Below are 25,508 nucleotides of genomic sequence, written 5' to 3'. Positions count from 1 at the left end.
CATTCAAACCTGTGAAGGTGCTATATCTTCAATAGGATAGATCAGATTCACGTATTCGGTTGGATCGCCGGAGGCGATTCCAATCGAATACGATCTGATCTAGCATTCCGGTAACCCCAACCTCAACGGGACCGGTCAGCGATACAAAAACGTCCGAAACCCTTGCCACGGAACGCCGTGATGCAAGAGGCTTTGCCGCGGGCGCTGTTGTGCTAGTCTTTCGTCATGCGCGCGTCCCGAAGGGGCGGCGGCGCCCACATAATCCACTCCAGGGGAGGAAATGAAAAATGGCGTATGAAAGCATGATCTGCGAGATGATCACCATCCGGGGCGACAATAACGATCCGGTCTCGGCCTATACGGCGCGGCCCATGGGCCCGGGGCCGTTTCCCTGCGTCGTACTGATCCATCACCTGCCGGGCTGGGGCGAATTCTACCGCGAACAGACCCGCAAGTTTGCCCATCACGGCTATGCCGCGATCAGCCACAACCTGTATGAGCGCGTCGGCCAGGGCGATGCGGACGATGTCGCCGCCAAGGCGCGGGCCGAAGGCGGCGTCGCCGACAGCCAGGTGATCGCCGATACCGAAGCCGCCGTGCAGTGGATCAAGGCGCAGCCCTACAGCAATGGCAAGGTCGGCGTGATCGGCAGCTGTTCCGGCGGGCGGCAGGCCTTCATGTATGCCTGCAACACGAAAAGCATCGATGCCGTCGTCGAACAATGGGGCGGCCGCGTGGTGCAGGCGGAAGACGACCGGCCGGAGAAACAGCCGGTGCAGCCGCTCGACATGACGAAGGACCTGTCCTGCCCGATCCTGGGGCTGTTCGGTAATGACGACCGCGCGCCGAGCCCGGAACAGGTCGACCTGCATGAAGCCGAGTTGAAGAAGCACGGCAAGGATTACGAATTCCACCGCTATGACGGCGCCGGGCACGGTTTCTTCTACTACCACCGTCCCCTGTACCGCGTGGAGCAGGCGCTGGATGGCTGGGAAAAGATCTTCGCCTTCTTCGGCAAGCACCTGAAATAGGAGGGTCGGTTCATGTGCACCTCTATCGTTGAAATCGCCGAAGCGGAGGGCGCGGCCCGCGACCGGGACGGCTGGTTCAGGCTGACCCATTCGGTCGTCGCCTATGACCACCCGCAACGCGCGCTGGATGAGGACGCGGTTCTCCTCGACTTCACCAACCGGGACATGGACCCCGGCGCGCGGGCGGCGGTGGAACTGAGCCTCGATTCCGCAAAGGCGCTTTATGCCGCGCTGGGCAAGGTGATCGCGGAGGCCGATGCGGAGGAAGGGATGCGGGTCGAATATGCCGGCCCGGCCCATCCGCGCTTCCGCAGACAGGCCCTCGCCGCCGAATAGAAATCGGGCGGCGGCGCGGCGCACAGGGGGGATACATCATGTTTGACCTGATCGTTCGCGGCGACCGGGTGGTCACGTCCGAAGGAACGGGGCGGTGGGATATCTGCATCGCCGGCGAGACCATCGCCGCGATCGCCGCGCCCGGCGCCTTCGATGACAGCCAGGCGGGGCGTGTAATTGACGCCACCGGGAAGATAGTCATTCCCGGCGGCATCGACCCGCATATCCATTCGCTGTGGCATATCCCGGCGGTTGGCGAAGGCGGCGTGGCCGGACTGACCGACGGCCCCGACGTGGTGAGCCGCGCCGCCATCCACGGCGGCACCACGACCCTGCTTGACTTCGCCACCTGGCAGCCCGGCCAGACGGTCGAGGAGGCGATCAACATCCGCAAGCAGGACTGGTCCGGCAAGTGTTATGCCGATTACGGCTACCACGTCATGCTGCAGGGCGCGATCCCGCCGGAGATCCTGCCGCAGGTCGGCGAGGCGATCCAGGACGGCTACCCCTCGATCAAGATATTCACCACCGACATCACCCCGTCCCGCCGGGGCCGCAAGATCACCCACGGCCATATCTGGGAAATCTTCAAGGTGCTGAAACGCGAGGGCGGCATCGGCGCCATCCATGCCGAGGACGACGAGATCGTCATGCATATGTATGACGTGCTGACGCGGGAAGGCCGCACCGGCTTCGAGAACATGGCGGAAGTGCATAATTCGATGTCGGAGGATCTGTCCTTCCGCCGCATCATCCGGCTGGCGGAGCATGTCGACGGCACGCCGCTGTACATGATGCATGTTTCCGCCGCCACCGGCGTTGCCGCCATTGAATCGTCCCGCGCCAGGGGATTCCCGATCTATGGCGAAACCCTCCACCAGTACCTGATGTTCACCCATGACCATTACAAACGGCCCAACGGCCAGATCTATCACACCTATCCCAGCCTGAAGGAAACTTCGGACCAGGAAGCGCTGTGGCGCGGGCAACTCAACGGGTCGATCAGCACGATCGCCACCGATGAAATCTGCTGCACCCTGTCGACCAAGACCCAGGGGCATCGCATCGACGATGTCACCGGCGGCAATGCGGGCTGCGAGCCGCGGGTTTCGGTGATGTATACGGAAATGGTGACGAAACGCGGCTACAGCCTGCGCAAGTTCACCGACATGGTCTCGACCAACGCGGCGAAACTGATGGGCCTGTACCCGAAGAAGGGCGTGCTGGCGGCGGGCAGCGACGCGGATATCACGGTGCTGGACCCGGCGGCGCGGCGCACCGTCACCGCCGCCCGGCTGCACGAGACCGATTACACGCCCTGGGAGGGCTACGAAGCGGAGGTCTGGCCAAGCCTGACAATCCTGCGCGGCAAGGTGATGATGGAAGACGGCGCCTTCCACGGCGATGTGAAGGACGGCAGGCTGCTCAAGCGAAAAATCGCCGAGGACATCCGGAACCGGCCGGCACTTTGATACATCACCCTGACTTCGTATCGCGCGGGGTGCCCACCGGCAGCAGACTGGCGGGGAAGGGAATGACAACGGTCGACGCGGCGTTGGCGGAAACGTCCTGTAGCGCCGCATAGAAACGCAATTGCATCGCGCCGGGCTCCTTCATCAGGAGTTCGCCGGCCTCAACCAGTTTCTGCGCCGCCTGCTGCTCGCCCTCGGCGTTGATGATGCGGGCGCGACGGTCGCGTTCCGCCTCCGCCTGGCGGGCGATGGCCCGGATCATGCTGTCGTCCAGATCGACATGCTTGATTTCCACATTGGCGACCTTGATGCCCCAGGCGTCCGTCTGGCGGTCGAGGATTTCCTGGATGTCCGCGTTCAGTTTGTCGCGCTCGGCCAGCATCTCGTCCAGTTCGTGCTTGCCCAGCACGGAACGCAGCGTCGTCTGCGCCAGCTGGCTGGTCGCGTCGCGGAAATTTTCCACGTTGACGATGGCGTGCTCCGCGTCGACGACCCGGTAATAGATCACGGCATTCACTTTCACCGACACGTTGTCGCGCGAGATGACGTCCTGGGTGGGTACGTCCTCGACAAAGGTGCGCAGGTCGGTGCGCACGACCTGCTGGATGAAGGGAATGATCATGACGAAGCCGGGCCCGGCTACCTTGGTATAACGGCCGAGCGTGAATACGACGCCGCGCTCGTACTCGCGAAAAATCCGGATCGCGAGGACAAGGAACCCGATGACCAGAGCGAGAATGGCGACATAGGCTATTGAATCGAAAAACATGGTTAGTCTCCCTTGTTCGGCAGAGCGCCTTCATTTGATGTTCCGGCGGCGGCGCCATCCTTGTCGACAGGCTCGACGATCAGGGTAAGCCCGTCCATATCGACAACGCGTATCGCCCCGCTTCCGGATTCCGCGACGGCGCCACGCGCGGACCAGCGCTCGCCATGCGCCCAGACATGGCCTTCACCACCGGCCCAGTCGAGAACCTCGCCTTCGACGCCGACCATCTTCGGCGCATCGCGCCGGCCGGGTCGGCGATAGACCTTCCACATATAACCGACGATAAAGATCAGGAAGGCGGCGCTGAGCGCGCCCATGATCCCGATCATCCACCAGGACAGCTGGAACGCCGGCACGTCGGTATCGACCAGCATCGCGGCGCCGATCACGAAGGCGGCGAGCCCGCCGGCGCCCAGCACCCCGAAGGTGGGGGTAAAGGCCTCCGCAAGCATGAAGACGATACCAAGAATAACCAGCGCCAGCCCGGCATAGTTGAGCGGCAGCTGGTTCAGCGAGTACAGGCCAAGCACCAGGCAGATCGCGCCCGCCACACCCGGCCCGATACTGCCGGGATTGATGAACTCGAAGATGATCCCGTAGACGCCGATCAGCATCAGTATCATGGCGACATTCGGATTCGTCAGGATGGACAGCGCCTCTGTGACGAAGTCCTGGTCGATGTGCTCGACGGTCAGATCCCGGGTCGCCAGCGTCACCTCCCTGCCGCCGGCGGTGACGGTACGGCCGTCCATCGCATCCAGCAGCGCGGCGGTATCCGGCGCGACGATATCGACGACATTCCTGTCCCGCGCCTCAATGGCCGACAGGCTTGCCGCTTCGCGCACCGCTTCCTCGGCCCATTCCGCGTTGCGGCCGTGCATGTGGGCGAGGCTGCGGATGAAGGCAACGGCGTCATTGACCGCCTTCCTCGACATGGTCCCGCCGGCCGGCGCCGGGTCTTTCGGGCCCTTGTCGCCGGATTCGGAACCCTGCCCCGTGTCGCCGGATTCGGAACCCTTCTCCGTTTCGCCGTTCTCGCGCGGCGGATCGGAAGGTAGGCCGGGCAGACCGCCGCCGCCAATCTGTACCGGCGTCGCCGCGCCAAGATTGGTCCCGGGCGCCATCGCCGCAATATGCGTCGCATAGAGGATATAGGTGCCGGCGCTTGCCGCGTGCGCGCCCGACGGCGCCACATATCCGGCCACCGGCACGGTAGAAGCAAGGATAGCGGAGATAACTTCGCGCATGCTGGTGGCCAGACCGCCGGGCGTATCCAGCCGCAGAATCAGGACGGCCGCCTCGCGTTCCCGCGCGATGTCGACAACCCGCTCGACATGGCGCAAGGTGGCGGGGCCGATAGGCCCCTCTACCGCGGCGAGCAGGGCAACCCGTTGGGCGCTCGATCCGTCCGGGGAGGTCTGGCCCCAGACAAGGCCGGCCATTCCCATGACAAGAAACAGCCCTGCCGTCAGGCGCCGAAAGGCGATACCGGTCATTATGGACATACCAGTTAGATAAGCCGCAACGCGGTTCAGGCAACCTGTGGTAGCCCTTCGGCCGGGCCGCGGGCGACCGGTTGACGCTACGCGGTGGGCTTCCGCGGCAATGGGAAGGATGGCATGCTGCCGGAACGCAATCCGGTCGGGATACCCGCCAGGCGGACGGCCCGATAGGCGCGCCGTGAACAATTCCGCATCAACAGTAAAGACAGGGAGTTTCCGGTGAACGACAGCAGCAGGGCGAACGCGACGGGCAAGCCGGTCGCGGTGGTGATCGGCGCCACCTCCAAGTGGCAGTCCGACGGGCGTAACACGAAACTGGCGCATGGCCATGACCTCGACGACAGCGCCCTGCCGGTCGGCATCCGCTGGGGAATCGGCGGCGCCATCGCGCAGAAGTTTGCAGGCGAGGGCTTCTTCACCGTGCTGACGACGCGCAGGGCGGCCAATGCCGCGGCGCTGGCGGAGGCGATCCGCGCGCAGGGCGGGGACTGCCTGATCGTGGAGCTGGATCTCGCGTCCGACGCGTCGGTCAGGGACGCCTTCGCCACGATCCGCGCCGAGGCTGGCGACCCCGACGTGCTGGTCTATAACGCCGGTTACCTGGAGGGGCGCGACCTGCCGAAAGAAAAGGAACTGCTGGAGCACATCCCGGTGGAAATGTTCGACACCGCCCAGCACATCGCCAGCCGGGGGCCGTTCCTGGTGGCGAAGGAGGTGCTGCCCGCCATGCGCAGGAAGGGCGCGGGCACGTTCCTGTTTTCCAACAATTCAAAGTCGCTGCGCGGCACGAAGCGCAACACCGGCGAGTCGCTGTACTACCCGCGCGTGATGATGCGCACGCTGGCGCAGGTGCTGACCGAGGAATATTCCGAACACGGCATACATGTCGCCAATATCGTGATCGACGGCACGATCGACTCGCCCGGCACGCGGGCGCTGCCCAAGGCGCAGGCCAATCCCGACATCGTGATGAACCCGGTCAAGATCGCCGAGGCGTTCTACTACCTGCACACCCAGGACCGCAGTTGCTGGACGCACGAGTTGCAACTGACGCCGTTTGTGACGAAGCCGAGTCACTGAGGGCCCGCTTCGGCGCCGGGCGGTTTGCGGATTTACGACGCGAGCGCGGTTCATTATTGCGAATGGTTCGCAAATAAACTATGGTCGGCGTCCTGTCAGAATGTGCAAACGTGTACCGGACCTCTTCATTGTCGAGCATAGACATCAAGGCATTGTTTCTCGCACATCGGCGAGAGTTGCAGGCATACCTGATGGGCAAGTTGCGGAATGCGGAGGTCGCAGCCGACTTGACGCAGGAAACATTTTTACGATTTTCGGAGTACAGCCGGGGCCATCCGGCGACCGTTATCGTCCATCACCGGTCCTATCTCTATCGCACGGCACATAACCTCGCCATCGATCATCTGCGCCGGGAATCGCATGAGGAGACGGATCCGGTAGCGGCTGACGTACTGGATGGAATTCGGGATGACAGACCTTCCGCCGAGCAAACCATCGGCGGACAGGACGAACTGGACCGATTGCGAGCCGCCCTGCTGGAATTGCCCGAGCGGACAAGGCAGGTTTTTGCGCTAGCCCGGATAGAAGGGCTGACCTATCGGGCGGTAGCGGTTCGGCTCGAAATCTCAGACAGTTCGGTACAGAAGCATTTGGCAAAGGCGGTAAAACACGTCATGCAACGGATGCGCACGCCGTGATTATTTTAAACTATCTTGTGGAATCGTTACCGAATCGCCGCCACCTTTCCGTCCTATTCCATACCGGGATTACAGGTCAGCGGAACCTCCCATGATATCGGGCCAGGGATCGGATCCTAAAGTGATCGGTGCACAGTACCAGCGAAACGACACAGACGGGATCGCTGCGGCATGGGCAGCCCGACTTGGCGGCGACCCGTTGAGCGATACCGAACGGCGGGAACTGGCAAACTGGCTGGATGAATCCCCGTCACATGGCGCTGCCTTTGATGAAGCGCGCAGGATCTGGGACAGGTTGAGTGCATTGCGTCGGGCACCCGGCGCACTGGCGAAGGATATCCCTCCACTGCGCCGACCTCCCGCGCGGGTTCCGGCTTTCCGCACCGGAACCGGTGGCACCCGCCGCCGCGGCTGGTTTCAGGTCACTGCAGTCGCCGCCTGTTTGCTGCTGCTGATTGGCGGCACCGGATTCTGGCAAGGGAACCCGGCACTTTCGCTGTTCGCCGATTACCGTACCGGGCCCGGCGAGCACCGGTCCATCGACCTTTCCGACGGCAGCGCCGTGGAACTTGGCCCGGACAGCGCGTTTGCCGTTTCCTTCACCGCGGATGAGCGCCGCATCAAGCTGCTGTCCGGTCAGGCATATTTTCTGGCCGCGCCCATGGCTCCGGCGACTTCCGGCGGGGAGACCCGTCCCTTTATTGTCGAGGCCGCCGGCGGGACGACGCGGGCGCTGGGGACCCGTTTCGTTGTCGATCGCCTGTCAGGCGATACTGTCGAAGTGACGGTAGCGGAACATGACGTAGACGTTGCGATTTCGACGGAGACGGGCGACGTGAAACACATAGTCGTATCGCCCGGACAGTCCGTGCGCTACGGACATTCCGGACTTGGCCCTATCCGAACAGGCAACCCCGATCAGGTTACGGCATGGCGGCGCAACCGCATCATTTTCGATCACCGTTCACTCGGCGACGTTGTCACGGCGTTGAACAGGTATCGTCGTGGTTTGATTGTGATCACCGATTCCGCACTGGCCGCCCGCCAGGTCAGCGGTGTTTTTGAAACGGGCGACCCCGACACGACACTCGCCACAATCATCCGAAATCTCAATATCCGGGCCGTTTCCGTGCCCCCTTTCGTAACTCTGCTGTATTAGACCAGGAGCCGCGAAGCCGCGCGGCGGCCCCTTGATGCCCGCCTTGGGAATTGACCGGGGAACGGCAAAAACGGACGTCTGCAATGTTTTTCAAAAAACAAACACGGCCCCGTTACTGGATTACCGCTGCAATCCCGTCCCATACATAGAAACGTTTTAAGACGCATTCGCAATAAATGCGTCACACAAATTGAAGGGGTGGGGGATGCACGGGAAATTTACGAACCACGGTACAGCGGCGCACTCGCGCGGCAGTCGTCTGGGCCTGGCAATCGGTACCGCGGCCATGCTGACCGGCAGCGTGTTTCAACCGGATTTTGCAAGGGCGCAGGCGCCATCGGCGGCAGTAACGCAGAACGAAATGGAATTCGATATTCCGGCCCAAGGGTTAAACGGGGCGCTGCTTGCATTTTCGGAACGCGCGGGCCTGCAACTGATCTATGACGTGGGGCTTGTCGGGTCGCTTCGCAGCGCCGTATTGAACGGCAGATTCACGCCGCAGCAAGGGCTGAACCAACTGCTAGCCAATACCGGAATGACCTACCGTTTCACGGGAACAAATACAGTGACCCTGGCCAGGATGGAAGAAGACACCAGGGTGCTGGGTCCGATTACGGTGGAAGGCCGCTACGAATCCGCCTATGGGCCGGTGGTCGGTTATGCGGCATCGCGCAGCGCATCTGCGACAAAGACAGACACGCCGATTTCCGAAACGCCGGTTTCGGTTCAGGTCATACCGCGCGACCTGATCGAGGACCAGGGGGCGCAGAACCTCAAGGACGTTTATGAAAATGTCAGCGGAGTCTATCAGGCCGGCAACACCCTGAATGCACAGACGGAAGTACTGCCGATCATCCGCGGATTTGAGTCCCCCCTGCTGTACCGCAACGGTATGCGGTCAAGCCTGGCCGGCGCGGTTGACCTGAGCAACGTGGAGCGTGTCGAGGTTCTGAAAGGGCCGGCGTCGATCCTGTATGGCGCGCTGGATCCCGGCGGGATCGTCAACTACGTCACCAAGCGGCCTAAACCGGTCGCCGAGTACGTCCTGCAACAGGAAGCGGGCAGCTACAACCATTTGCGTTCGACAGCGGATGCAACCGGGCCGGTCACCGAAAATGGCGCTTTGATGTACCGCGTCAATTTTGGATATACCAATAGCGATTCCTTCCGCGATGAAATCGAATTGGAGCGTGTTTCCCTGTCGCCAAGCCTCTTGTGGAAACCGCACCCCGGTACGGAACTGCTGTTTGAAACCTCCTATCTGCGTGAGAAACAGCCCTATGACACCGGCGTGCCGATCGGGTTCAACAACGAAAAGCTCGTATCCGATGACACGTTTTTCGGCGACCCTGACCTGAAAGGGCGCGATATTGAGGATTACGCGACCAGCTATCGGCTGGACCATGAATTTGACGACGTCTTCAGCGTCGGCCACCAGTTCCTTGTTCATTTCGCAAGGGCGGACAATGAATCGATCCGCCCGCGCGGCGTTGCGGGAACCGCAGGAGCGGAGGTGCTTCGCCTGCGGTATCAGAACGAGGAGCGCAAGGACGACGAATACCAGGTTGTTACGGATGTAAAGGCGAAATTCGAAACCGGCGCCGTCGATCACAATGTCCTTGTCGGCGTCGATCTTTCCTACGCACGCACCGATTTTCGCCGGTTCCGCCAGAACCTCGCCAATGTTGCGATTTCCAACACGCCGAACGTGAATTTCGATCCCCCTGCCAATCAGGTCCAGCAGGTGAGAATTGCCAGCAGCAAGCGTGGCTCCCTGTATGTGCAGGATCAGGTATCACTTCTGGATGACGGCAAATTGAAACTGCTGATGGGCGGACGCTTCGACGCCCTGGAAAGTAAGCAAAAAACCGATGGGGTCAACGCGCCCGAAGTGACAGATACTGATTTTACAGGGCGTGTCGGGGCGCTGTACCAACTGCATCGCAACCTGTCTGTCTTTGCGAATTATACCGAGTCGTTCAATCCCCAACAGGCCGGTACGGTGGATGTCGCGGGTACGCCATTGGCGCCGGAAACGGGTGAACAATACGAAGCGGGTGTAAAGGCGGAATTCTTCGACGGGCAACTGATCACTACCGGTTCCGTCTATCAGATTCGCAAGGCGAATGTCGCCGTGCAGGATATCGCGCTCTTCAATGCGACGGGCCAGACCGCGTTTCTGCCCGATGTGGAGCAGCAGAGCCGTGGTGTCGAATTTGACGTAACGGGACAATTGACCCGGAATCTGAGTGCGACCGCCTTCTATTCCTACACCGACACCGAAGTTCTCGAAAATCCGCAGGTTACCGCCAATATCGGGCAGCGCTTGGGAAACGTCCCGTTGCAGAAGGCCCGGATGTGGCTGAAATACACATTCCCGGAAGGCTCCCCCCTGGCCGGTCTGTCGCTGAGCGGCGGCGCGCGTTATGTGAGCGAAAACACCGCACAGTTCGATACCGATGTGAAACTTGGCGCTTACACGGTGCTGGATCTGGGTGCACAGTACACGTACAAATTGCTGCGCTTCCGTCTGAACGTCGACAATATTCTGGACAAGGAATATTTCGTCCGCGCCAGTGACCGGGGAATCGTCCATCCCGGCGAACCTCTGTCTGTTCTGGGCACAGTCTCGGTGACGTTCTGAAGTCCTTGTCGGCGCCCGGTCATGCAGCATACCCGTCGGGTTCTATACAAGGTCCACGCCTGGATAGGCCTGAATCTCGGCCTGTTGCTGTTCTGCGTCTGCTTTTCGGGCACAGTGTCGGTATTCGGACCGGAACTGGAATGGCTCGGCGACCCGGATATGCGTGTCGAACAGCCAGTTGGAGGCGACCCCGCCGCAATGTCCTGGCAGAGAATGCATGATGCCGTTTCCGCCGCTTATCCCGATGCGCTGATCCTTCGGCTGTATGGCCCGAGGGGGCCGTCCTGGGTGGCGCAGGCCGTGGTTACATACGGGCGTGGCGACTTGCGCCGCGTACTCGTCAATCCCTATACGATGCAGGTGGCGGGTCAGCGCAGCACATTCGGGCCGCAGAGTTTTCTCCGCATCCTGCACAAGCAGTTCTATATCGTTCCCACCGTGCTGGGGTGGCACGGAATCCTGGTTGTCGGGCCGCTCGGGCTTGCGATGCTGGTGACGGTCGTTCTGGGGTTATGTTCGTATAGTCGGCCATGGCGGTCGCTGTTTTCGATACGATTCGGGCGCAGCGGCCGGGTGCTGTGGTCCGACCTGCACCGGGCCGCGGGTGTCTGGGCGCTTTTAGTGGGCCTGCTGCTTTCCGGTACCGGCGTCTGGTATCTGGTCGAGTACGGATTGGACAAGGCAGGCGTCGTTGAGGAAGATACGGGCAAGGTCGCGATGACCCGGGAAATGCTTCGCAGATTGCCGTTGTCGGGCGTTCCGTTCGATCTCGATGGCGCTGCAGCACGGGCGCGGTCGGCGTTTCCCGAGCTGAAAATTCAAATCGTGGCGCTGCCAATTCTCGGCGACGATGTCCTTGCGTTCCATGGCGATGGCGACGCCTGGGTTGTGCGCAGCCGCGCCAACCAGGTGTTTGTGAATCCCTTTACCGGCGCAGTGATGGGCGTGCGGCGGGGGCAAGACCTGCCCGGCTTCGACCGCTGGATTGAGACGGCCGACCCGTTGCATTTCGGTACCTTAGGCGGAACTTCGACCCGCGTGATCTGGCTGGTTACGGGGCTGCTGCTATGCGGTGGAATCGTCACCGGTCTGGTGACGTTCTGGCTGCGTTTCGGGCAACGGGGAGACGCCGCGCCGCGCCGGCATCTCTGGGCATGGCTGGCTGTCGTGCCCAGCATCGCCGTTATCGCTGCAAGTATCCATGGTACATTCGCCTTCGGCCTTCAACTGCACGATCAGACACAGATTCCAAAGGCCATGGAACGGCTGGGCGCAACGAAGGCAGGACCATGGCAGGTTACGATGTACCGGGACTGGTTGCCGATAGCGGCGGCGCCCGGCAAGGAACTGCAGATTCTGTTCAGTGGTGGCCGACCGAACGTGGCGGGGGTCTCGGCGCGGATCGGTCCCGAATCAGCGTTGGCGGACATGCAGCCGTTCCGGCTTCGCGGCAACCGTGCAAGTGGCAATGCCGACGCCTGCACCGGGGATTGTTATGTCGATATCGCTATTGAAGACCGGTCCGGCATCCGGCATACGGTGCGCATGCCCTTCCCGATTCCTGCCCGTTCAGTAGACGCCGTGCGGCTTATTCCGCCGGTGCCGCGCCTGCCGGCAGGCGCAGTCGCGATCGTTCTCGCCTTCGCATGCCTGCTGTTGTTGCCAGCGGGAGGCTGGATTTACCTGCAATTCCGGACGTCAGGATACAATGGGTCCAGGCGTCGTGAAGTATCAGCAGCACACAGTATCAGCAGCAACAGTTGACGCCTTCGCCACGCCTGCCGCAGACTCTCTCGTACAGGCGACACCACTGGAGAACCCCATGACCACCGCTGCCATCACCCGCGACCCGGAAACCGCCACGTTCGACGCCGTCATCGTCGGCGCGGGCTTCGCCGGGATGTATATGCTGCACGCGCTGCGCCAGTTGGGCTTTACCGCGCGGGTGTATGAGGGCGGCGGCGGAGTCGGAGGCACGTGGTACTGGAACCGCTATCCGGGCGCGCGCTGCGACGTGGAAAGCCTGCAGTATTCCTATTCGTTTTCCGAGGCGCTGGACCAGGAATGGGAATGGACGGAAAAATACGCGCCTCAGCCGGAAATCCTGTCCTACGCCAACCATGTCGCCGACCGCTTCGACCTGCGCCGCGATATCCGCTTCGACACGCGGGTGACGGCGGCGGCGTTCGATGAAGGCGGGAAATGCTGGACGGTCGAGACCGACCGGGGCGACCGGGTCACGGCGCAGTTCTGCATCATGGCGGTGGGCTGCCTGTCGGCGGCCAACAAGCCGGAATTTCCGGGGCTGTCGGATTATACCGGGCCGGTCTACCACACCGGCGAATGGCCGCATGAAGGGGTCGACTTCACCGGGTTGCGCGTCGGCGTGATCGGCACCGGATCGTCGGCGATCCAGTCGATCCCGCTGATCGCGAAACAGGCTTCGGCGCTGACCGTGTTCCAGCGCACGGCGAGCTATACCGTACCCGCCTGGAACGAAAAGCTGGATCCGGAATACCTGCGCGCGGTGAAGGCCGATTACCCGGCGCTTCGGGCGAAAGCGCGGGCGCGGCCGACCGGGTTCTATTTCCCGTTCAACACCAGACCGGCGCTGGAGGACAGTCCCGAGGATCGCGAGCGGCAGTATGAGGAATTCTGGTCGCGCGGCGGGCTGCCCTTTCTCGGGGCCTATGGCGACCTGCTGTTCGAAAAGGCGGCCAACGACACCGTCGCCGATTTCGCCCGCGCCAAGATCCGCGCCATCGTGAAGGACCCGAAGGTGGCCGAACTGCTGTGCCCGGACAATGTGTTCGGCTGCAAGCGGCTGTGCGTCGATACCGGCTATTACGAAACATACAACCAGCCGCATGTGACCCTGGTCGATATCGCGCAGAACGGCATCGAGCGATTCACCGAAACCGGCATCGTGGCCAACGGCACGGAATACGAACTGGATGCGGTGGTCTGCGCCACCGGCTTCGCGGCGATGACAGGCTCCTTCGACCGGATCGCCATTACCGGGCGCGATGGGTTGACCCTGAAGGAGAAATGGGCGGCGGGGCCCCGTACCTATCTGGGACTGACCTCGGTCGGATTTCCGAACCTGTTCATGCTTACCGGGCCGGGCAGCCCCTCGGTGCTGGCCAGCCTTGTGCAGGCGATCGAACAGCATGTGGACTGGGTCGCGGACTGCATTGCCCATATGCGCGACGTGGGCGCGGCGAGCATCGAACCGACGCTGACGGACGAGGACGCCTGGGTGGAGCATGTGAACGAGGTGGCGCAGGTGTCCCTGCGCTCCACCTGTTCGTCCTGGTATGTGGGGGCCAATATTCCCGGCCGTCCGCGTGTGTTCATGCCCTATATCGGCGGGTTCCCGGTCTATGTGAACAAATGCAACGAGGTGATGGACGCGGGCTATGAAGGCTTCGTGCTGGACGGCGCGAAAGCCGGCAACACCCCGCCGCGAATCCGCCTGACCGAACGCTGGCACGTGCCGCTGGACATGGACGTGATTTCCCCCGCCGCCCTGGCGGCGAAGCGCGTGCCGGTGGTTTAACCGGCTGCTGTCTTTCGGTCCGGCGCTGTTTCCCGGACCTCCGGATCGCAGGCGACCTGCAAGTTGTCGTGGAAAAAGGAACCAGCCTGATGCCGATGGACGAAAAAATGCTAGAGGCAGGCATGGCCGCCCGCCGCCGGATTCTGGGTGACGCCCATGTCGACCGCGCGGCTGCGAGAACAACGCCGCTGACCGCCGATTTCCAGGAGCTGATTTCCACCTATGCCTGGCATGTCTGGACCCGCGGCGTCCTGGATGACCGCACCCGCCGGGTGCTCGTCATCGGGACCATGATGGCCATCGGCCGCTGGGAGGAATTCGACATGCATGTGGGCGCGGCCCTGCGGGACAACTTTCCCCTGCTGGACATCAAGGAAACCGTGATCCAGCAGGGCGTCTATTGCGGCGTACCGGCGGCGAACACCGCCTTTCACCGGCTGCAGGCGCTGGTCGATGCGCTGGAAAAGGAAGGCGTTACGGTCAACAAGACCGGTATATGACGGGCGGGAGAATGCGAAACAGTCATATCACGGTGGAACCGGTTGCCGGCGCGCTGGGCGCCGAAATCGTGGGCATCGACCTGTCGCGGGATCTCGACGATGCGCAATTCGCCGCGGTGCACGATGCCCTGATGGCGTATGGCGTGATCTTTTTTCGCGACCAGAACATCACGCCGCAACAGGAACTCGCCTTCGCCCGGCGCTTCGGTGAAATCCATTTCCATCCCTTTGTCGCCGGGCTGGCGAACCTGCCCGAGGTGATGGAAATCATCAAGACCGAAACCGATGTCCGCAATTTTGGCGAGGGCTGGCACACGGACCAGATGTTTCTGCCGGAACCGGCGCTGGCAACGGTGCTGTATGCAAAGGAAATTCCCGAGTACGGCGGCGATACGCTGTACGCGAGCATGTACGCGGCCTATGACGCGCTGTCCGACGGCATGAAGGCGCTCGCGGGGCGGCTGAAAACCGTCAACCTGCCGGATGCGGGACGCCCTCGTGGCAGGCCGGCGACGGGCAGCTACGGCAACCTGCAGACCATGGGGCTGAGCGACACGGAAAAATATGAAAAAATCGCCGAACATCCGCTCGTCCGGACCCACCCGGTCACGGGGCGCAAGGCCCTCTATATCGGCCTGCATACCGAACGTTTTGCCGATATGACATGGGAGGAAAGCCAGGGCCTGCTGAACTATCTGATCGACCATGCCACGCGGCCGGAATTCACCTGCCGCTTCCGCTGGCGCGCTGGGTCGCTTGCGCTTTGGGACAATCGCGCCGTGCTGCACAACGCGATCAATGACTATCCGGGCAGGCGCCGCCGCATGCATCGGGTGACGGTCAGGGGCGACGCGCCGTTTTGACACGGGGGGCGGCATGCGCCATACGGTAATTTGGGCAACATCGAAACCGGTGCGTTTTACCAGGCCTTGACCGCGACGACATCTGCTGGCGGATCGGTCAGGAACCCTTCGGCCACGCTGCCGAGAAAGGCTCGCGCCACGCCAGTCCGGCCGTGCGTTCCCAGAACCAGAAGATCCGCGTCGAGTGCGGCAACCTGCGCGTTGATAACGCTATGGGGGTCGCCTTCGCTGACCACGATTTCGATCCGGCCTCTCTGGGCATCGAGCCCGGCCAGAAAAACCTCGACTTCCTGATCGACCATCTCGCGGAACAGAGTTTCGTCCCGCTTCCGCATTTCCGCATGCGTATTCGCGGATGGCAGGAAGCCCTTGAACGGAATTTCATATGCATGCACCAGTTGGATGCGGGAATTTTTCGAAAAGTCGAGCGCGAATTCCAGTGCCCGACGGGAATAGATCGAGAAGTCGACGCCAACGACGATTACCCGGTAATCGCGTGTTGGCCGGTTCTTGGCGACTAGGACCGGTGTATCGCCGTTGCGGACAACGCGCTCCACCGTCGTGCCGCGAAACATGCTCCCCAGGCCGCTTTTGCGGTGCAGGCCGAGGATGACCAGTTCCGATTGTTCGGTATCTGCCTGTTGCAGGATTTTAGACCAGTCCTTGCCGAAACCGACTACGAGGTTTGTGTCTAGGTCCTTAGCGCCTGGTATCGAGGCTAGGTGTTCGCGCATACTTTGGCCGGCCACCTGCTTTTGCGTTTCCGCAACTGACGCGGGAAGGTCGTCGTCTATGACATGCAGCACCGTCAGCCGCGCGGAAAGGGTCTTTGCCAACAAAATGGCGCGGCCGATGGCACGGTCCGACCTTTCGGAAAGGTCTGTAGCAACCAGAATTCGTTTCATTGCGTCATCTCCTGGTTATGTCCATTCGGATACCCTGGCAGGAACCCGCCAAAGGCGTTTGCGACCCACTCGACCGGCAGTGTCCCTAAACAATAACAGAGCCAGAGTTGCGGGCAATGCCCGGATCAATGCCAGAGACATATTTGGGCATCGTTGATCTAACGCAATTAGCCGGGATTCGATTTGAGTATATTTGACTCTGTACTGACAGGCGTCGAGATTGAAATTAAGGCGCTTGTGCATGCCAGCAAAGCATCAAGCACTGTGCTAGTCACACAAAATTATAGCGGGAACAGGGAATCGGTTTCTCGAGGGACAAAGATCATGAGTGATAGAGAAACCGGCGAAATGCGTTCCCCGTCTCAGCAACGGCCACGTTCGCTGCTGCCCCTTGCGGAGACCCTGCAGCAGCTTATCCGCGGTAAATTGTGGCTCCAGGTCCTCATCGGCATGGTCCTGGGGATCGGCTCGGGATTGCTGCTTGGGCCCAGCGTGGGGCTGGTACAAGCCGACATCGCAGCCGTTATCGGCAACTGGCTCGCCTTTCCGGGGCAGCTGTTCCTCGCCCTGATCCAGATGATCGTCATTCCGCTGGTCTTCGCCTCGATCATTCGGGGCCTCTGCTCCAGCGACAATCTCGATCAGCTGCGCAGCATGGGGTTGCGCGCCATCGGGTATTTTGTGGTCACAACGGCGGTCGCCGTCACCATCGGCGTCTGGCTGGCCCTGCTCATCCGGCCCGGCGATTTCGTCGATGCGGCCGAAATCCGGGCGGGGTTTGGCGTGGCGGCCGCCACGATCGATACCTCCGTTGCGACCGCGCCAAAACTGAACAACCTGCCGCAGCATTTCGTCGCGCTGCTACCGTCCAACCCGCTGTCTTCGATGGTCGAATCAAACATGCTGCAGGTCGTCATTTTCGCGACCGTCGTCGGCGTCGCGCTGGTCATGATGACGCGGGAAAAGGCGATGCCGATGCTCGACCTGCTGGCAACCCTGCAGGAAGTCTGCATGACCGTCGTGCGCTGGGCCATGTGGCTGGCGCCCTGGGCCGTGTTCGGTCTGATGGCGCAACTCACGTCACGGATCGGGCTGCAGGCATTCCTCGGCATGGCGGTCTATGTCGGCACGGTCCTGCTGGGGCTGTTGCTGCTGCTGGTCATGTTTCTGACCATCGCCGCCATCGGTGGCGGAATGAAGCCGCTGAAATTCCTGGCATCGGCGCGCGACGTGATGCTGCTGGCCTTTTCCACGTCCAGTTCCGCCGCCGTCATGCCCCTGTCGATGAAAACGGCGGAGGACCGCCTCGGTGTGCGCCCGCCGATCAGCCAGTTCATCATCCCGCTGGGCGCGACCATCAACATGAACGGCACGGCGCTGTATCAGGGGGTGGCGGCAATTTTCCTGGCCCAGGTGTTCGGTGTCGATACCGGCACCGGCGGGCTGGTCCTGATTGTGCTGACCGCTGTCGGCGCGTCCATCGGTTCGCCGGCCACGCCCGGGGTCGGCATCGTGATCCTGTCGTCGATCCTCGTAACCGTCGGCGTGCCGCCGGCGGGGGTTGCGCTGATCATGGGGGTTGACCGTATCCTGGATATGAGCCGTACGGCGCTGAACGTGACAGGCGATCTGGTCGCCTGCGTGCTGATGAACAAGTGGGTGCCGGCGGAAGCGCCGCCGGAAAGCCCGGGTGGAGGCTGACGAAAGGATGAGCGCACGCGAACAATGGGGGTCCCGCCGGGGGTTTATCCTGGCGACAATCGGGGCGGCGGTCGGGCTGGGCAATATCTGGCGCTTTTCCTATGTCGCCGGCGAAAACGGCGGCGCGGTATTCCTGTTCATCTACCTCGTCTGCATCCTGCTGGTGGGGTTGCCGCTGGTCATCGCCGAACTGTCCCTCGGCCGACGCGCCCAGGGCGATGCGGTCGCGGCGTTCGATATCGCTGAAAATGGTGGAAAATGGCGCTATCTCGGCTGGGTCGGCGTTGCCGGCGCCGTCCTGATCCTCAGCTATTATGCGGTCATCGCGGGCTGGGCCCTCAAATATTTCAGCGGCGCGGCGACGGGAAGCCTGTGGACCGCGGCGGCGGCCGGTTACGGCGCCTATTTCAAGGCCTTCATCGCCGATCCGGGCGAACCGGTCGGCTGGCAGGCGGCCATGCTGGCGGCGACCATGTTCACCGTGGCGGGTGGCGTGCAGGGCGGTATCGAGCGGATGAACCGTTGGCTCATGCCGGTGCTTGTGATCATCATCGCGTTGCTCGCCGGCTACGCCCTGTTCCTGCCCAATGCCGGGGCCGGCGTGCGCTTCCTGTTCGCACCGGACTGGGCGGCCTTCGCCAGACCCTCGGTCTATGTCGCCGCGCTGGGGCAGGCGTTTTTCTCCCTCGGCATCGGCATGGCGGTCTTCATCACCTATGGCAGTTACATGCCGCGCAGCTTCTCGCTGTCGACCTCGGCTGTCGCCATCGCCTTTGGCGATTCGCTGTTCGCGATCATCGCCGGGCTCGCCATCTTTCCGGCGGTGTTTTCCTTTGGCGTCGATCCGACCGCGGGGCCGGAACTGGCCTTCATCACACTGCCGCAGATTTTTCTCGCCATGCCCGGAGGGCGAATGATCGGCGCGGTGTTCTTCCTGCTGCTGTCGGCGGCGGCCTTTACGTCAATGGTGGCGCTTCTGGAGGTGCCGGTTTCGCTCGCCGTGCACCGGCTGAAGATGCGGCGCTGGACCGCTTCCGCCCTTGTCGGCGGCATCGTGTTCGCGGCTGGCGTGCCGTCGGCGATGAGCTTCGGCGTGCTGTCTCATATTCAGATCGGCCAGCACGGCATTCTCGACGCCATCGATGCCGGGGTCTCGAATTTCCTGCTGCCCGTCGGCGGTGTGCTGGTGGCGCTCTTTGTGGGCTGGCGCGTGAAGCGGGCGGTAGCGCTGCACGAAGCCGACCTCGCGGACAGCCGGTTTGGAAAGGTTTGGCTGTGGCTGCTGCGCTACCTTGTACCAGTAACGATCCTCGCGATCCTGCTGCAATCGGCGAGCACCCTGTAACACGCCGGCGCGGCCGGGGTTATTTCAGATAGGACTGGATCGTCTGCGCCATGGTGCGCGGGTCGGTGCCGGCGTTGAACATGGTCAGGAAATCGCCGTCTGGCCCCATCAGGTAGACGAAAGAGGAATGATCGACCAGGTAGTCGGTCGCCGAATCGTCCACGGCCTTCCTGTGATATACGCGAAAAGCCTTTGCGGCCTCGTTGACCGCCGCCTCCGTTCCGGTCAGACCGACCATGTCCGGGTGGAAATGGGAGACGTAATCGGCCATGAAATCGACCGTGTCGCGCTCCGGATCGACGGTGATGAAAATCGGCTGCACGCGCGCGGCGTCGTTACCCAGCGCATCGAGCGCGCCGGACATGATCTGCAACTCGGTCGGGCATACATCGGGGCAGAAGCCGTAGCCGAAATAGATCAGCATCAGCTTGCCGCGCCAGGTTGTGTCGCTGACGGTTTTGCCGGTCTGGTCGACCAGCGTGAAGGGGCCGCCGATCTTTACCGTGGGGGCGACGGCGACGGTCCGGACATCGCCAACCTGGACCCGGGGCGCCGGACGCGTGAGGGTCCACGCCACCCAGGTGATCAGCCCGATGGCGGCCAGCGCCGCAAGCAGCACGGCAATCAGCGGATAGGAAGGTCTGGAAGCCATCGTCAGTGGAAAACCATTTGATTTATTGCCTTGGAATCGTAGATATAGGGGGCGTGAGACGCGTTGCGAGTGGGCATTTCGCCGCACGATATATCGATTCGCCGCCGATTGGCCCGCCAATGGCGGCAATGTCGTGAGCCGGCCGCTTGCTCGCCATATTCCCGCCACATCGCGACCGCACGCTGGCATCGGTGGAATTGAGATCCTGATCTGTACAGGGGTCTTCGGTAAAAAAAAGGGGAGTCTCCAATGCACAGGACGATCGCGCTCGTGGACGACGACCGCAATATTCTAACCTCCGTCGCCATGACCCTGGAAGCCGAAGGCTATCAGGTCCGTGCCTATAGCGACGGGGAAGAGGCTTATCGCGGCATCAGTCAGCAGCCGGTGGATCTGGCGATCCTCGACATCAAGATGCCGCGGATGGACGGTATGGAGCTGCTGCAGAACCTGCGCAGGACCAGTCGCGTTCCTGTCATTTTTCTGACCTCGAAAGACGACGAGGTCGACGAGGTGCTGGGTTTGCGTATGGGCGCGGACGACTACATCAAGAAGCCGTTTTCCCAGCGCCTGCTGATCGAACGGATCCGCACGCTGCTGCGTCGCGCGGATGCCCTGAAGGATCCGGATCACGTGCGCGGCGAAGCGACGCTGGTGCGCGGCGAACTGGTACTCGACCCGGAGCGCCACCAGTGCACCTGGAAAGGAATGCCGGTGCAGTTGACCGTCACCGAGTTTCTGCTGCTGCGCGCGCTGGCGCAGTATCCGGGCCATGTCAAAAGCCGCGATCAGCTGATGGATGCGGCCTATGGCGAAAGCATCTACGTCGATGACCGCACCATCGACAGCCACATCAAGCGCCTGCGCAAGAAGTTCCGCGACACCGACGACGAATTCTCGGAAATTGAAACCCTTTACGGCGTCGGCTACCGGTACAATGACAGCTAGTACCCGTTTTCGCGCTAATGTGCGCCATGGCGGCTAAGGAGGCGGGCGGGTCGGAAGCCAGCCCCTTCCCGCGGCGGCGGCGCCGTATCCTGTCGCCGTTGACGCGGCGCATATTGGCGGTCAATGTGCTGGCGCTGGCAATTCCGGTTGTCGGCCTGCTTTATCTCGGCACCTATCGCGACCGGTTGATTGAGGCAGAGCTGGATTCCCTCAAGACCCACACGGACATATTTGCCGGCGCGCTGGGCGAAGGCGCCACCCATATCGATCCGACCGGACGCCAGGTGCTCGACCCGATCCAGGCGCGCGACATGATCCGCCGGCTGACCAGCGAGCGGACCACCCGCGCGCGGCTGTTCATGACGGACGGGAGTCTGGTGGCGGACAGCCGGCGGCTCGGCGGCAAGGGGCGGCTGGTGCGCATCCGCTCCCTGCCGCCGCCGCCGGACGACATCTCCTTCTTGGACCGGGCGATGCAGTTCTTCGAGCGCCTGTTCGATGCGCTTCAGACCCGCACCGACCTGGACCTCTATCAGGAAGCCCCGCAGCAGAGCATCGCCGATTACCCGGAGGCCAGCCGCGCGCTCGGCGGCGAATCCGTCAGCGTTGCCCGGCAGGACGGAGAGGGCGGCTACGTGCTTTCCGTCGCCATGCCCGTACAGCAATACCGGCAGGTTATCGGCGTGGTCCTGCTGTCCAGGGCCGGCCCGGAAATTCAGCAATCGGTGCGCGCCGTGCGGATTGTGGTGCTGCAGGTGTTTGCCGGCGCGCTGGTCGTCACGGTCCTGCTGTCGCTCTACCTTGCAGGGACGATTGCCCGCCCCGTCCACAGGCTGGCGGAAGCCGCGATCCGCGTTCGGCACGGGCTTGGCGGTCCGGATATGCAGATACCGGACATGGCGCGGCGCGGCGACGAAATCGGCGACCTGTCGGTGGCGCTGCGGGACATGACGGACGCGCTGTACAAACGGATGGACGCGATCGGCCGCTTTGCCGCCGATGTCAGCCATGAAATCAAGAATCCGCTGACGTCGCTGCGCAGCGCGGTGGAAACCGCGGCGCGGCTGAAGGACCCGGTCCAGCAGCAGAAACTGATGGCGATCATCCTGGATGACGTGCAGCGGCTGGACCGACTGATCACGGATATTTCCGATTATTCCCGGCTGGATGCGGAACTGGGCCGGGAGAACCGCGAACCGGTCGATATCGGCAGAATGCTGCAGTCCCTGGTGAACATCCGCGAGACCGTGGGCGGAGACGGCGCCCCCCGCTATGTCATCGAAAAGTCCGAAAGCGAAAATATAACGGTGCCGGGAATCGAAAGCCGGCTGGCCCAGGTTTTCACCAACCTGATCGACAATGCGCGCAGTTTCAGCCCGCCTGGCGGGACCATTCGAATCCGGGTGGCCCGACGGGGCGGCGATGTCACGGTCAGCGTTTCCGATGATGGGCCGGGCATACCGGACGGCAAGCTGGAAGCGGTTTTCGACCGGTTTTACTCGGAGCGGCCGGCGGCCGAGAAATTCGGCACCCATTCCGGTCTCGGCCTGTCGATTTCCCGGCAGATCGTAGAGGCGCATGGCGGCACGATCCGTGCGGAGAACCGCCGGGACGACGCCGGCAAAATAATCGGCGCGCATTTCACGGTCTGCCTGCCGGTCGACTAGGTCGGACCGTGCTTGACCGGAATCGCCTCTGGCGATCCAACAAGCACGTGAATCCGATCTATCTTGTTGAAGATATGGCGCCCGTCTTGTTCACCAGCCTGCTAACAGCCATTTGTGGCTTCCTAAACCGCATGTGCCCTATGCCGGATATTCTGTTAGGCTTGGGGCGGTCGGAATCATGGGAGCGGCGCCGGTATGGTTGAACAGACAATGGATACGCCCGCGGCTGCGGCGCGGCATGCAACGGGCGTGCTGCCATCGCAGGCGATCCGGGCGCTGATCGACGGCGGCGTCATTACTGCCGACACGCCCATCGACGAAGACCAGGTCCAGCCGGCCAGCATCGATTTGCGCCTTGGTGCGGTGGCGCACCGGGTGCAGGCCAGTTTCCTGCCGGGGCCGGCCACGGTGGCGGAAAAGCTGGCGCAGTTCGGGCTGCATGCATTCGATATCACCGACGGCGCGGTGCTGGAATGCGGCTGCGTCTATATCGTGCCGCTGCGTGAATCGCTGCGGCTGGAGCGCGGGTTGTCGGCGATTGCCAATCCGAAAAGCTCCACGGGGCGGCTGGATATCTTCACCCGGCTCATTACCGACCGCGGCGTGGAATTCGACCGGGTCCGGGGCGGCTATGACGGGCCGCTCTACGCCGAAATCTCGCCGCGCACCTTCAGCATCGTGGTGCGGGCGGGGGCGCGGCTGAACCAGTTGCGGCTGAAGGCCGGACAGTTTTCCTACAGCGACCGGGCGATGCGGCAACTCAACCGCAAAGTCGGCCTGATCGATTCCGATCCGCAGCCAGGGAACATGAAGGACGGTATTCCCTTCACGGTCGACCTGCAGGGCGACCCGAAAACGGGCCTGATCGGGTTCCGGGCGCGCAAGAACACGCGGCTGATCGACGTTGACAACAAGGGCGGCTATGACCCGATCGAATTCTGGGAGCCGATCCATCGCAACCGCCTGCCGGCCATCGTTCTCAACCCGGACGACTTCTACATCCTGGCGTCGCGGGAAGCAGTGACCGTGCCGCCAGACCACGCCGCCGAAATGGTCGCCTACGACACGCTGGTCGGCGAATTCCGGGTCCATTACGCCGGGTTTTTCGATCCCGGTTTCGGCGATGCCGGCAGCGGCGGCGGGGGCAGCCGTGCGGTGCTCGAAGTCCGCTCGCACGATGTTCCCTTCATGATCGAGCACGGCCAGATCATGGGGCGCCTGGTTTATGAACGCCTCACCGAACCGCCGGACCGGGTGTACGGACAGGGGATCGGCTCGTCCTACCAGCGCCAGGGGTTGCAACTCGGCAAGCATTTCACGCCCTGGCCCGGCCTCGGGGATACCGGAGGCTGACTCCATGGAAACACTGCACGGCACCACGGTGGCGATCGGCGGCCGGGGCGTGCTGTTGCGCGGACCGTCAGGCGGCGGCAAATCGGACCTGGCGCTGCGGCTGATCGACGGCGGGGCCGAACTGGTGTCCGACGACCGCACGATCCTGACCCGGACCGCCGAGGGCATCATCGCGTCGTCGCCGCCGTCCATTTTCGGGAAAATCGAAATACGCGGGCTCGGTATCGTCCGTCTGGCGGCCCGGGAGCAGGTGTTGCTCGCGCTGGTCGTCGATATATCGGCGGGTGAAATCGAGCGGTTGCCGTCGCCGGAATCGGCAAATATTCTGGGTCTCGGCCTTCCGTTGCTCCGCATCTCGCCGTTTGAGGCATCCGCGCCCGCGAAAATCCGGCTTGCCGTCGGGGCCAAAGCGGGGGATATAGAGCGGTGAGCGAGTTTTCTGCGGTGCAGCAATCCCGATCCGGCCCAGCGTGGGAGTTGTCCGGTGGATAGGAAACCAATGAAGCAGACCGTTGTTCTGGTGACAGGGATGTCCGGCGCGGGCCGGTCGACTGCCCTCAAGGTCCTGGAAGATCTCGGCTACGAAGCGGTCGATAACCTGCCCCTGTCGCTGCTCGGCAGTCTGGTGCAGCCGCGAACCGGCCGCAGCATGGTCCGCCCGCTGGCAATCGGCGTCGACATCCGGACGCGTGATTTCAGCGTCGATCCCTTTATTGCCGAACTGGACCGCATGATCGATCATGACGAACTGGTCGTCCGCGTGCTGTTCCTGGATTGCGACGATGAAATTCTGCAGCGTCGCTATACGGAAACACGGCGCCGCCATCCGCTGGCGCTGGATCGCCCGGTACCCGACGGTATCAGGCTGGAACGGCGGTTTCTGGCGCGGCTGCGGGAACGCGCCGATGCGGTTATCGATACATCGAACAAGACATTGTGGGACCTGAAGGAACAGGTTTCGGAGCGGTTCGGTTTCGAGGACAAGTCCGGCCTGACCATCAACGTGACGTCATTTTCCTATCGGCAGGGCCTGCCGCGCGAAGCCGACCTGGTATTCGACGCCCGGTTCCTCGCGAATCCCCATTACGTCGACGCGCTGCGGCCGTTGACCGGCGAGGATGTCGAGGTCGGCACCTATATTGCCGCCGATGCGGTATTTCCGGCGTTTCTCGATTCGCTTACCGTCATGATGACGATCCTGCTACCGCGCTTTGAAGCGGAGGGAAAGAGTTACCTGACAATCGCGATCGGTTGCACGGGCGGCCGGCACCGGTCAGTCTACATCGCCAGGCGGCTCGTCGAATGGCTCGAAAATCAGGGACGCGTCGTTTACATCCATCACCGCGACATGGCGAGCGGTGGCGGCGGAAACATGTTGTGAGGA

General features: G+C 62.5%; 22 protein-coding genes. 18 read left to right on the top strand and 4 right to left on the bottom strand.

The genetic code is table 11. The features are described from left to right. Positions 1-287: 287 nt before the first annotated feature. Genes WD767_08160 through WD767_08150 form a run of 3 tightly spaced genes read left to right on the top strand, consistent with a single transcriptional unit; the run spans position 288 to position 2,839 of the window. Positions 288-1,031, top strand: coding sequence for a dienelactone hydrolase family protein (locus WD767_08160; GenBank protein MEX2616053.1), 744 nt, complete (start codon positions 288-290; stop codon positions 1,029-1,031). A 12-nt stretch (positions 1,032-1,043) separates the two neighbouring features. Continuing rightward, on the top strand, positions 1,044-1,367 hold the full coding sequence (locus WD767_08155; GenBank protein ID MEX2616052.1) for a DUF6295 family protein: 324 nt from the start codon (positions 1,044-1,046) through the stop codon (positions 1,365-1,367). Between the two features lie 38 nt (positions 1,368-1,405). Continuing rightward, positions 1,406-2,839 carry an amidohydrolase family protein gene (locus tag WD767_08150; GenBank protein ID MEX2616051.1) on the top strand — a complete coding sequence of 478 codons (1,434 nt, stop codon included), beginning with the start codon at positions 1,406-1,408 and terminating at the stop codon, positions 2,837-2,839. A gap of 4 nt (positions 2,840-2,843) precedes the next feature. On the opposite strand, the gene WD767_08145 is transcribed toward WD767_08150, so the two are convergent. Together WD767_08145 and WD767_08140 are read right to left on the bottom strand one after the other, a co-directional pair. Then, the gene (locus WD767_08145) at positions 2,844-3,608 is read right to left on the bottom strand and encodes a slipin family protein (GenBank protein MEX2616050.1); all 765 of its coding nucleotides are present in this window, start codon (positions 3,606-3,608) and stop codon (positions 2,844-2,846) included. 2 nt (positions 3,609-3,610) lie between these two features. Next, on the bottom strand, positions 3,611-5,104 hold the full coding sequence (locus tag WD767_08140; protein ID MEX2616049.1) for a nodulation protein NfeD: 1,494 nt from the start codon (positions 5,102-5,104) through the stop codon (positions 3,611-3,613). Between the two features lie 225 nt (positions 5,105-5,329). Between WD767_08140 and WD767_08135 the strand changes: the two genes are divergently transcribed. The 8 genes from WD767_08135 (at position 5,330) to WD767_08100 (ending at position 15,553) form a co-directional block, all read left to right on the top strand. Further along, a complete protein-coding gene (locus tag WD767_08135; GenBank protein MEX2616048.1) occupies positions 5,330-6,190 on the top strand; it encodes an SDR family oxidoreductase in 861 nt (286 codons plus the stop codon). Positions 6,191-6,270: 80 nt separating this feature from the next. Continuing rightward, positions 6,271-6,828, top strand: coding sequence for an RNA polymerase sigma factor (locus WD767_08130; protein MEX2616047.1), 558 nt, complete (start codon positions 6,271-6,273; stop codon positions 6,826-6,828). 91 nt (positions 6,829-6,919) lie between these two features. Beyond that, complete coding sequence (locus tag WD767_08125) at positions 6,920-7,987, top strand: FecR family protein (GenBank protein ID MEX2616046.1); 1,068 nt, start codon at positions 6,920-6,922, stop codon at positions 7,985-7,987. A gap of 205 nt (positions 7,988-8,192) precedes the next feature. Then, positions 8,193-10,631 carry a TonB-dependent receptor gene (locus WD767_08120; protein ID MEX2616045.1) on the top strand — a complete coding sequence of 813 codons (2,439 nt, stop codon included), beginning with the start codon at positions 8,193-8,195 and terminating at the stop codon, positions 10,629-10,631. Positions 10,632-10,652: 21 nt separating this feature from the next. Next, entirely contained in the window at positions 10,653-12,395 is a 1,743-nt protein-coding gene (locus WD767_08115) for a PepSY-associated TM helix domain-containing protein (protein MEX2616044.1), read from the top strand. A 58-nt stretch (positions 12,396-12,453) separates the two neighbouring features. Next, positions 12,454-14,190, top strand: coding sequence for an NAD(P)/FAD-dependent oxidoreductase (locus tag WD767_08110; GenBank protein ID MEX2616043.1), 1,737 nt, complete (start codon positions 12,454-12,456; stop codon positions 14,188-14,190). 95 nt (positions 14,191-14,285) lie between these two features. Beyond that, a complete protein-coding gene (locus tag WD767_08105) occupies positions 14,286-14,690 on the top strand; it encodes a carboxymuconolactone decarboxylase family protein (protein ID MEX2616042.1) in 405 nt (134 codons plus the stop codon). Between the two features lie 11 nt (positions 14,691-14,701). Further along, positions 14,702-15,553: a TauD/TfdA family dioxygenase gene (locus tag WD767_08100; protein MEX2616041.1), complete on the top strand. Its 852-nt coding sequence runs from the start codon at positions 14,702-14,704 to the stop codon at positions 15,551-15,553. 56 nt (positions 15,554-15,609) lie between these two features. Here the strand turns inward: WD767_08100 and WD767_08095 are convergent, their stop codons facing one another. After that, positions 15,610-16,458, bottom strand: a complete 849-nt coding sequence (locus tag WD767_08095; protein ID MEX2616040.1) for a universal stress protein — start codon at positions 16,456-16,458, stop codon at positions 15,610-15,612. Between the two features lie 324 nt (positions 16,459-16,782). Here WD767_08095 and WD767_08090 point away from each other — a divergent pair, with 324 nt between their 5' ends. Together WD767_08090 and WD767_08085 are read left to right on the top strand one after the other, a co-directional pair. Beyond that, on the top strand, positions 16,783-18,159 hold the full coding sequence (locus WD767_08090) for a dicarboxylate/amino acid:cation symporter (GenBank protein ID MEX2616039.1): 1,377 nt from the start codon (positions 16,783-16,785) through the stop codon (positions 18,157-18,159). 7 nt (positions 18,160-18,166) lie between these two features. Next, positions 18,167-19,504 carry a sodium-dependent transporter gene (locus tag WD767_08085; protein ID MEX2616038.1) on the top strand — a complete coding sequence of 446 codons (1,338 nt, stop codon included), beginning with the start codon at positions 18,167-18,169 and terminating at the stop codon, positions 19,502-19,504. A gap of 19 nt (positions 19,505-19,523) precedes the next feature. Here the strand turns inward: WD767_08085 and WD767_08080 are convergent, their stop codons facing one another. Beyond that, positions 19,524-20,156 (bottom strand): SCO family protein, encoded by a 633-nt coding sequence (locus WD767_08080; protein MEX2616037.1) that lies wholly within the window; start codon positions 20,154-20,156, stop codon positions 19,524-19,526. 249 nt (positions 20,157-20,405) lie between these two features. Here WD767_08080 and WD767_08075 point away from each other — a divergent pair, with 249 nt between their 5' ends. From WD767_08075 to rapZ, 5 genes are all read left to right on the top strand, one after another. After that, positions 20,406-21,104 (top strand): response regulator transcription factor, encoded by a 699-nt coding sequence (locus tag WD767_08075; protein ID MEX2616036.1) that lies wholly within the window; start codon positions 20,406-20,408, stop codon positions 21,102-21,104. Positions 21,105-21,130: 26 nt separating this feature from the next. After that, on the top strand, positions 21,131-22,771 hold the full coding sequence (locus WD767_08070) for a stimulus-sensing domain-containing protein (protein ID MEX2616035.1): 1,641 nt from the start codon (positions 21,131-21,133) through the stop codon (positions 22,769-22,771). Between the two features lie 195 nt (positions 22,772-22,966). Continuing rightward, entirely contained in the window at positions 22,967-24,124 is a 1,158-nt protein-coding gene (locus WD767_08065; GenBank protein ID MEX2616034.1) for a 2'-deoxycytidine 5'-triphosphate deaminase, read from the top strand. A gap of 4 nt (positions 24,125-24,128) precedes the next feature. Further along, positions 24,129-24,554 carry an HPr kinase/phosphatase C-terminal domain-containing protein gene (locus tag WD767_08060; protein MEX2616033.1) on the top strand — a complete coding sequence of 142 codons (426 nt, stop codon included), beginning with the start codon at positions 24,129-24,131 and terminating at the stop codon, positions 24,552-24,554. A gap of 69 nt (positions 24,555-24,623) precedes the next feature. After that, the gene (gene rapZ / locus WD767_08055) at positions 24,624-25,505 is read left to right on the top strand and encodes an RNase adapter RapZ (protein MEX2616032.1); all 882 of its coding nucleotides are present in this window, start codon (positions 24,624-24,626) and stop codon (positions 25,503-25,505) included. Positions 25,506-25,508 lie beyond the last annotated feature (3 nt).

The organism is Alphaproteobacteria bacterium (genome assembly GCA_040905865.1).
In the GTDB taxonomy this organism is placed as follows: domain Bacteria; phylum Pseudomonadota; class Alphaproteobacteria; order UBA8366.
The sequence above is the reverse complement of the archived record's forward strand: the minus strand, read 5'-3'. Positions and strand labels throughout refer to the sequence as shown.

What these genes read in the sequence shown, in the direction of transcription:
- WD767_08160 (MEX2616053.1), top strand. Translation starts at nt 288, where the DNA reads ATGGCGTATGAAAGCATGATCTGCGAGATGATCACCATCCGGGGCGAC.
- WD767_08155 (MEX2616052.1), top strand. Translation starts at nt 1,044, where the DNA reads ATGTGCACCTCTATCGTTGAAATCGCCGAAGCGGAGGGCGCGGCCCGC.
- WD767_08150 (MEX2616051.1), top strand. Translation starts at nt 1,406, where the DNA reads ATGTTTGACCTGATCGTTCGCGGCGACCGGGTGGTCACGTCCGAAGGA.
- WD767_08145 (MEX2616050.1), bottom strand. Translation starts at nt 3,608, where the DNA reads ATGTTTTTCGATTCAATAGCCTATGTCGCCATTCTCGCTCTGGTCATC.
- WD767_08140 (MEX2616049.1), bottom strand. Translation starts at nt 5,104, where the DNA reads ATGACCGGTATCGCCTTTCGGCGCCTGACGGCAGGGCTGTTTCTTGTC.
- WD767_08130 (MEX2616047.1), top strand. Translation starts at nt 6,271, where the DNA reads ATGGTCGGCGTCCTGTCAGAATGTGCAAACGTGTACCGGACCTCTTCA.
- WD767_08125 (MEX2616046.1), top strand. Translation starts at nt 6,920, where the DNA reads ATGATATCGGGCCAGGGATCGGATCCTAAAGTGATCGGTGCACAGTAC.
- WD767_08120 (MEX2616045.1), top strand. Translation starts at nt 8,193, where the DNA reads ATGCACGGGAAATTTACGAACCACGGTACAGCGGCGCACTCGCGCGGC.
- WD767_08115 (MEX2616044.1), top strand. Translation starts at nt 10,653, where the DNA reads ATGCAGCATACCCGTCGGGTTCTATACAAGGTCCACGCCTGGATAGGC.
- WD767_08110 (MEX2616043.1), top strand. Translation starts at nt 12,454, where the DNA reads ATGACCACCGCTGCCATCACCCGCGACCCGGAAACCGCCACGTTCGAC.
- WD767_08105 (MEX2616042.1), top strand. Translation starts at nt 14,286, where the DNA reads ATGGACGAAAAAATGCTAGAGGCAGGCATGGCCGCCCGCCGCCGGATT.
- WD767_08100 (MEX2616041.1), top strand. Translation starts at nt 14,702, where the DNA reads ATGCGAAACAGTCATATCACGGTGGAACCGGTTGCCGGCGCGCTGGGC.
- WD767_08095 (MEX2616040.1), bottom strand. Translation starts at nt 16,458, where the DNA reads ATGAAACGAATTCTGGTTGCTACAGACCTTTCCGAAAGGTCGGACCGT.
- WD767_08090 (MEX2616039.1), top strand. Translation starts at nt 16,783, where the DNA reads ATGAGTGATAGAGAAACCGGCGAAATGCGTTCCCCGTCTCAGCAACGG.
- WD767_08085 (MEX2616038.1), top strand. Translation starts at nt 18,167, where the DNA reads ATGAGCGCACGCGAACAATGGGGGTCCCGCCGGGGGTTTATCCTGGCG.
- WD767_08080 (MEX2616037.1), bottom strand. Translation starts at nt 20,156, where the DNA reads ATGGCTTCCAGACCTTCCTATCCGCTGATTGCCGTGCTGCTTGCGGCG.
- WD767_08075 (MEX2616036.1), top strand. Translation starts at nt 20,406, where the DNA reads ATGCACAGGACGATCGCGCTCGTGGACGACGACCGCAATATTCTAACC.
- WD767_08070 (MEX2616035.1), top strand. Translation starts at nt 21,131, where the DNA reads ATGGCGGCTAAGGAGGCGGGCGGGTCGGAAGCCAGCCCCTTCCCGCGG.
- WD767_08065 (MEX2616034.1), top strand. Translation starts at nt 22,967, where the DNA reads ATGGTTGAACAGACAATGGATACGCCCGCGGCTGCGGCGCGGCATGCA.
- WD767_08060 (MEX2616033.1), top strand. Translation starts at nt 24,129, where the DNA reads ATGGAAACACTGCACGGCACCACGGTGGCGATCGGCGGCCGGGGCGTG.
- rapZ (MEX2616032.1), top strand. Translation starts at nt 24,624, where the DNA reads ATGAAGCAGACCGTTGTTCTGGTGACAGGGATGTCCGGCGCGGGCCGG.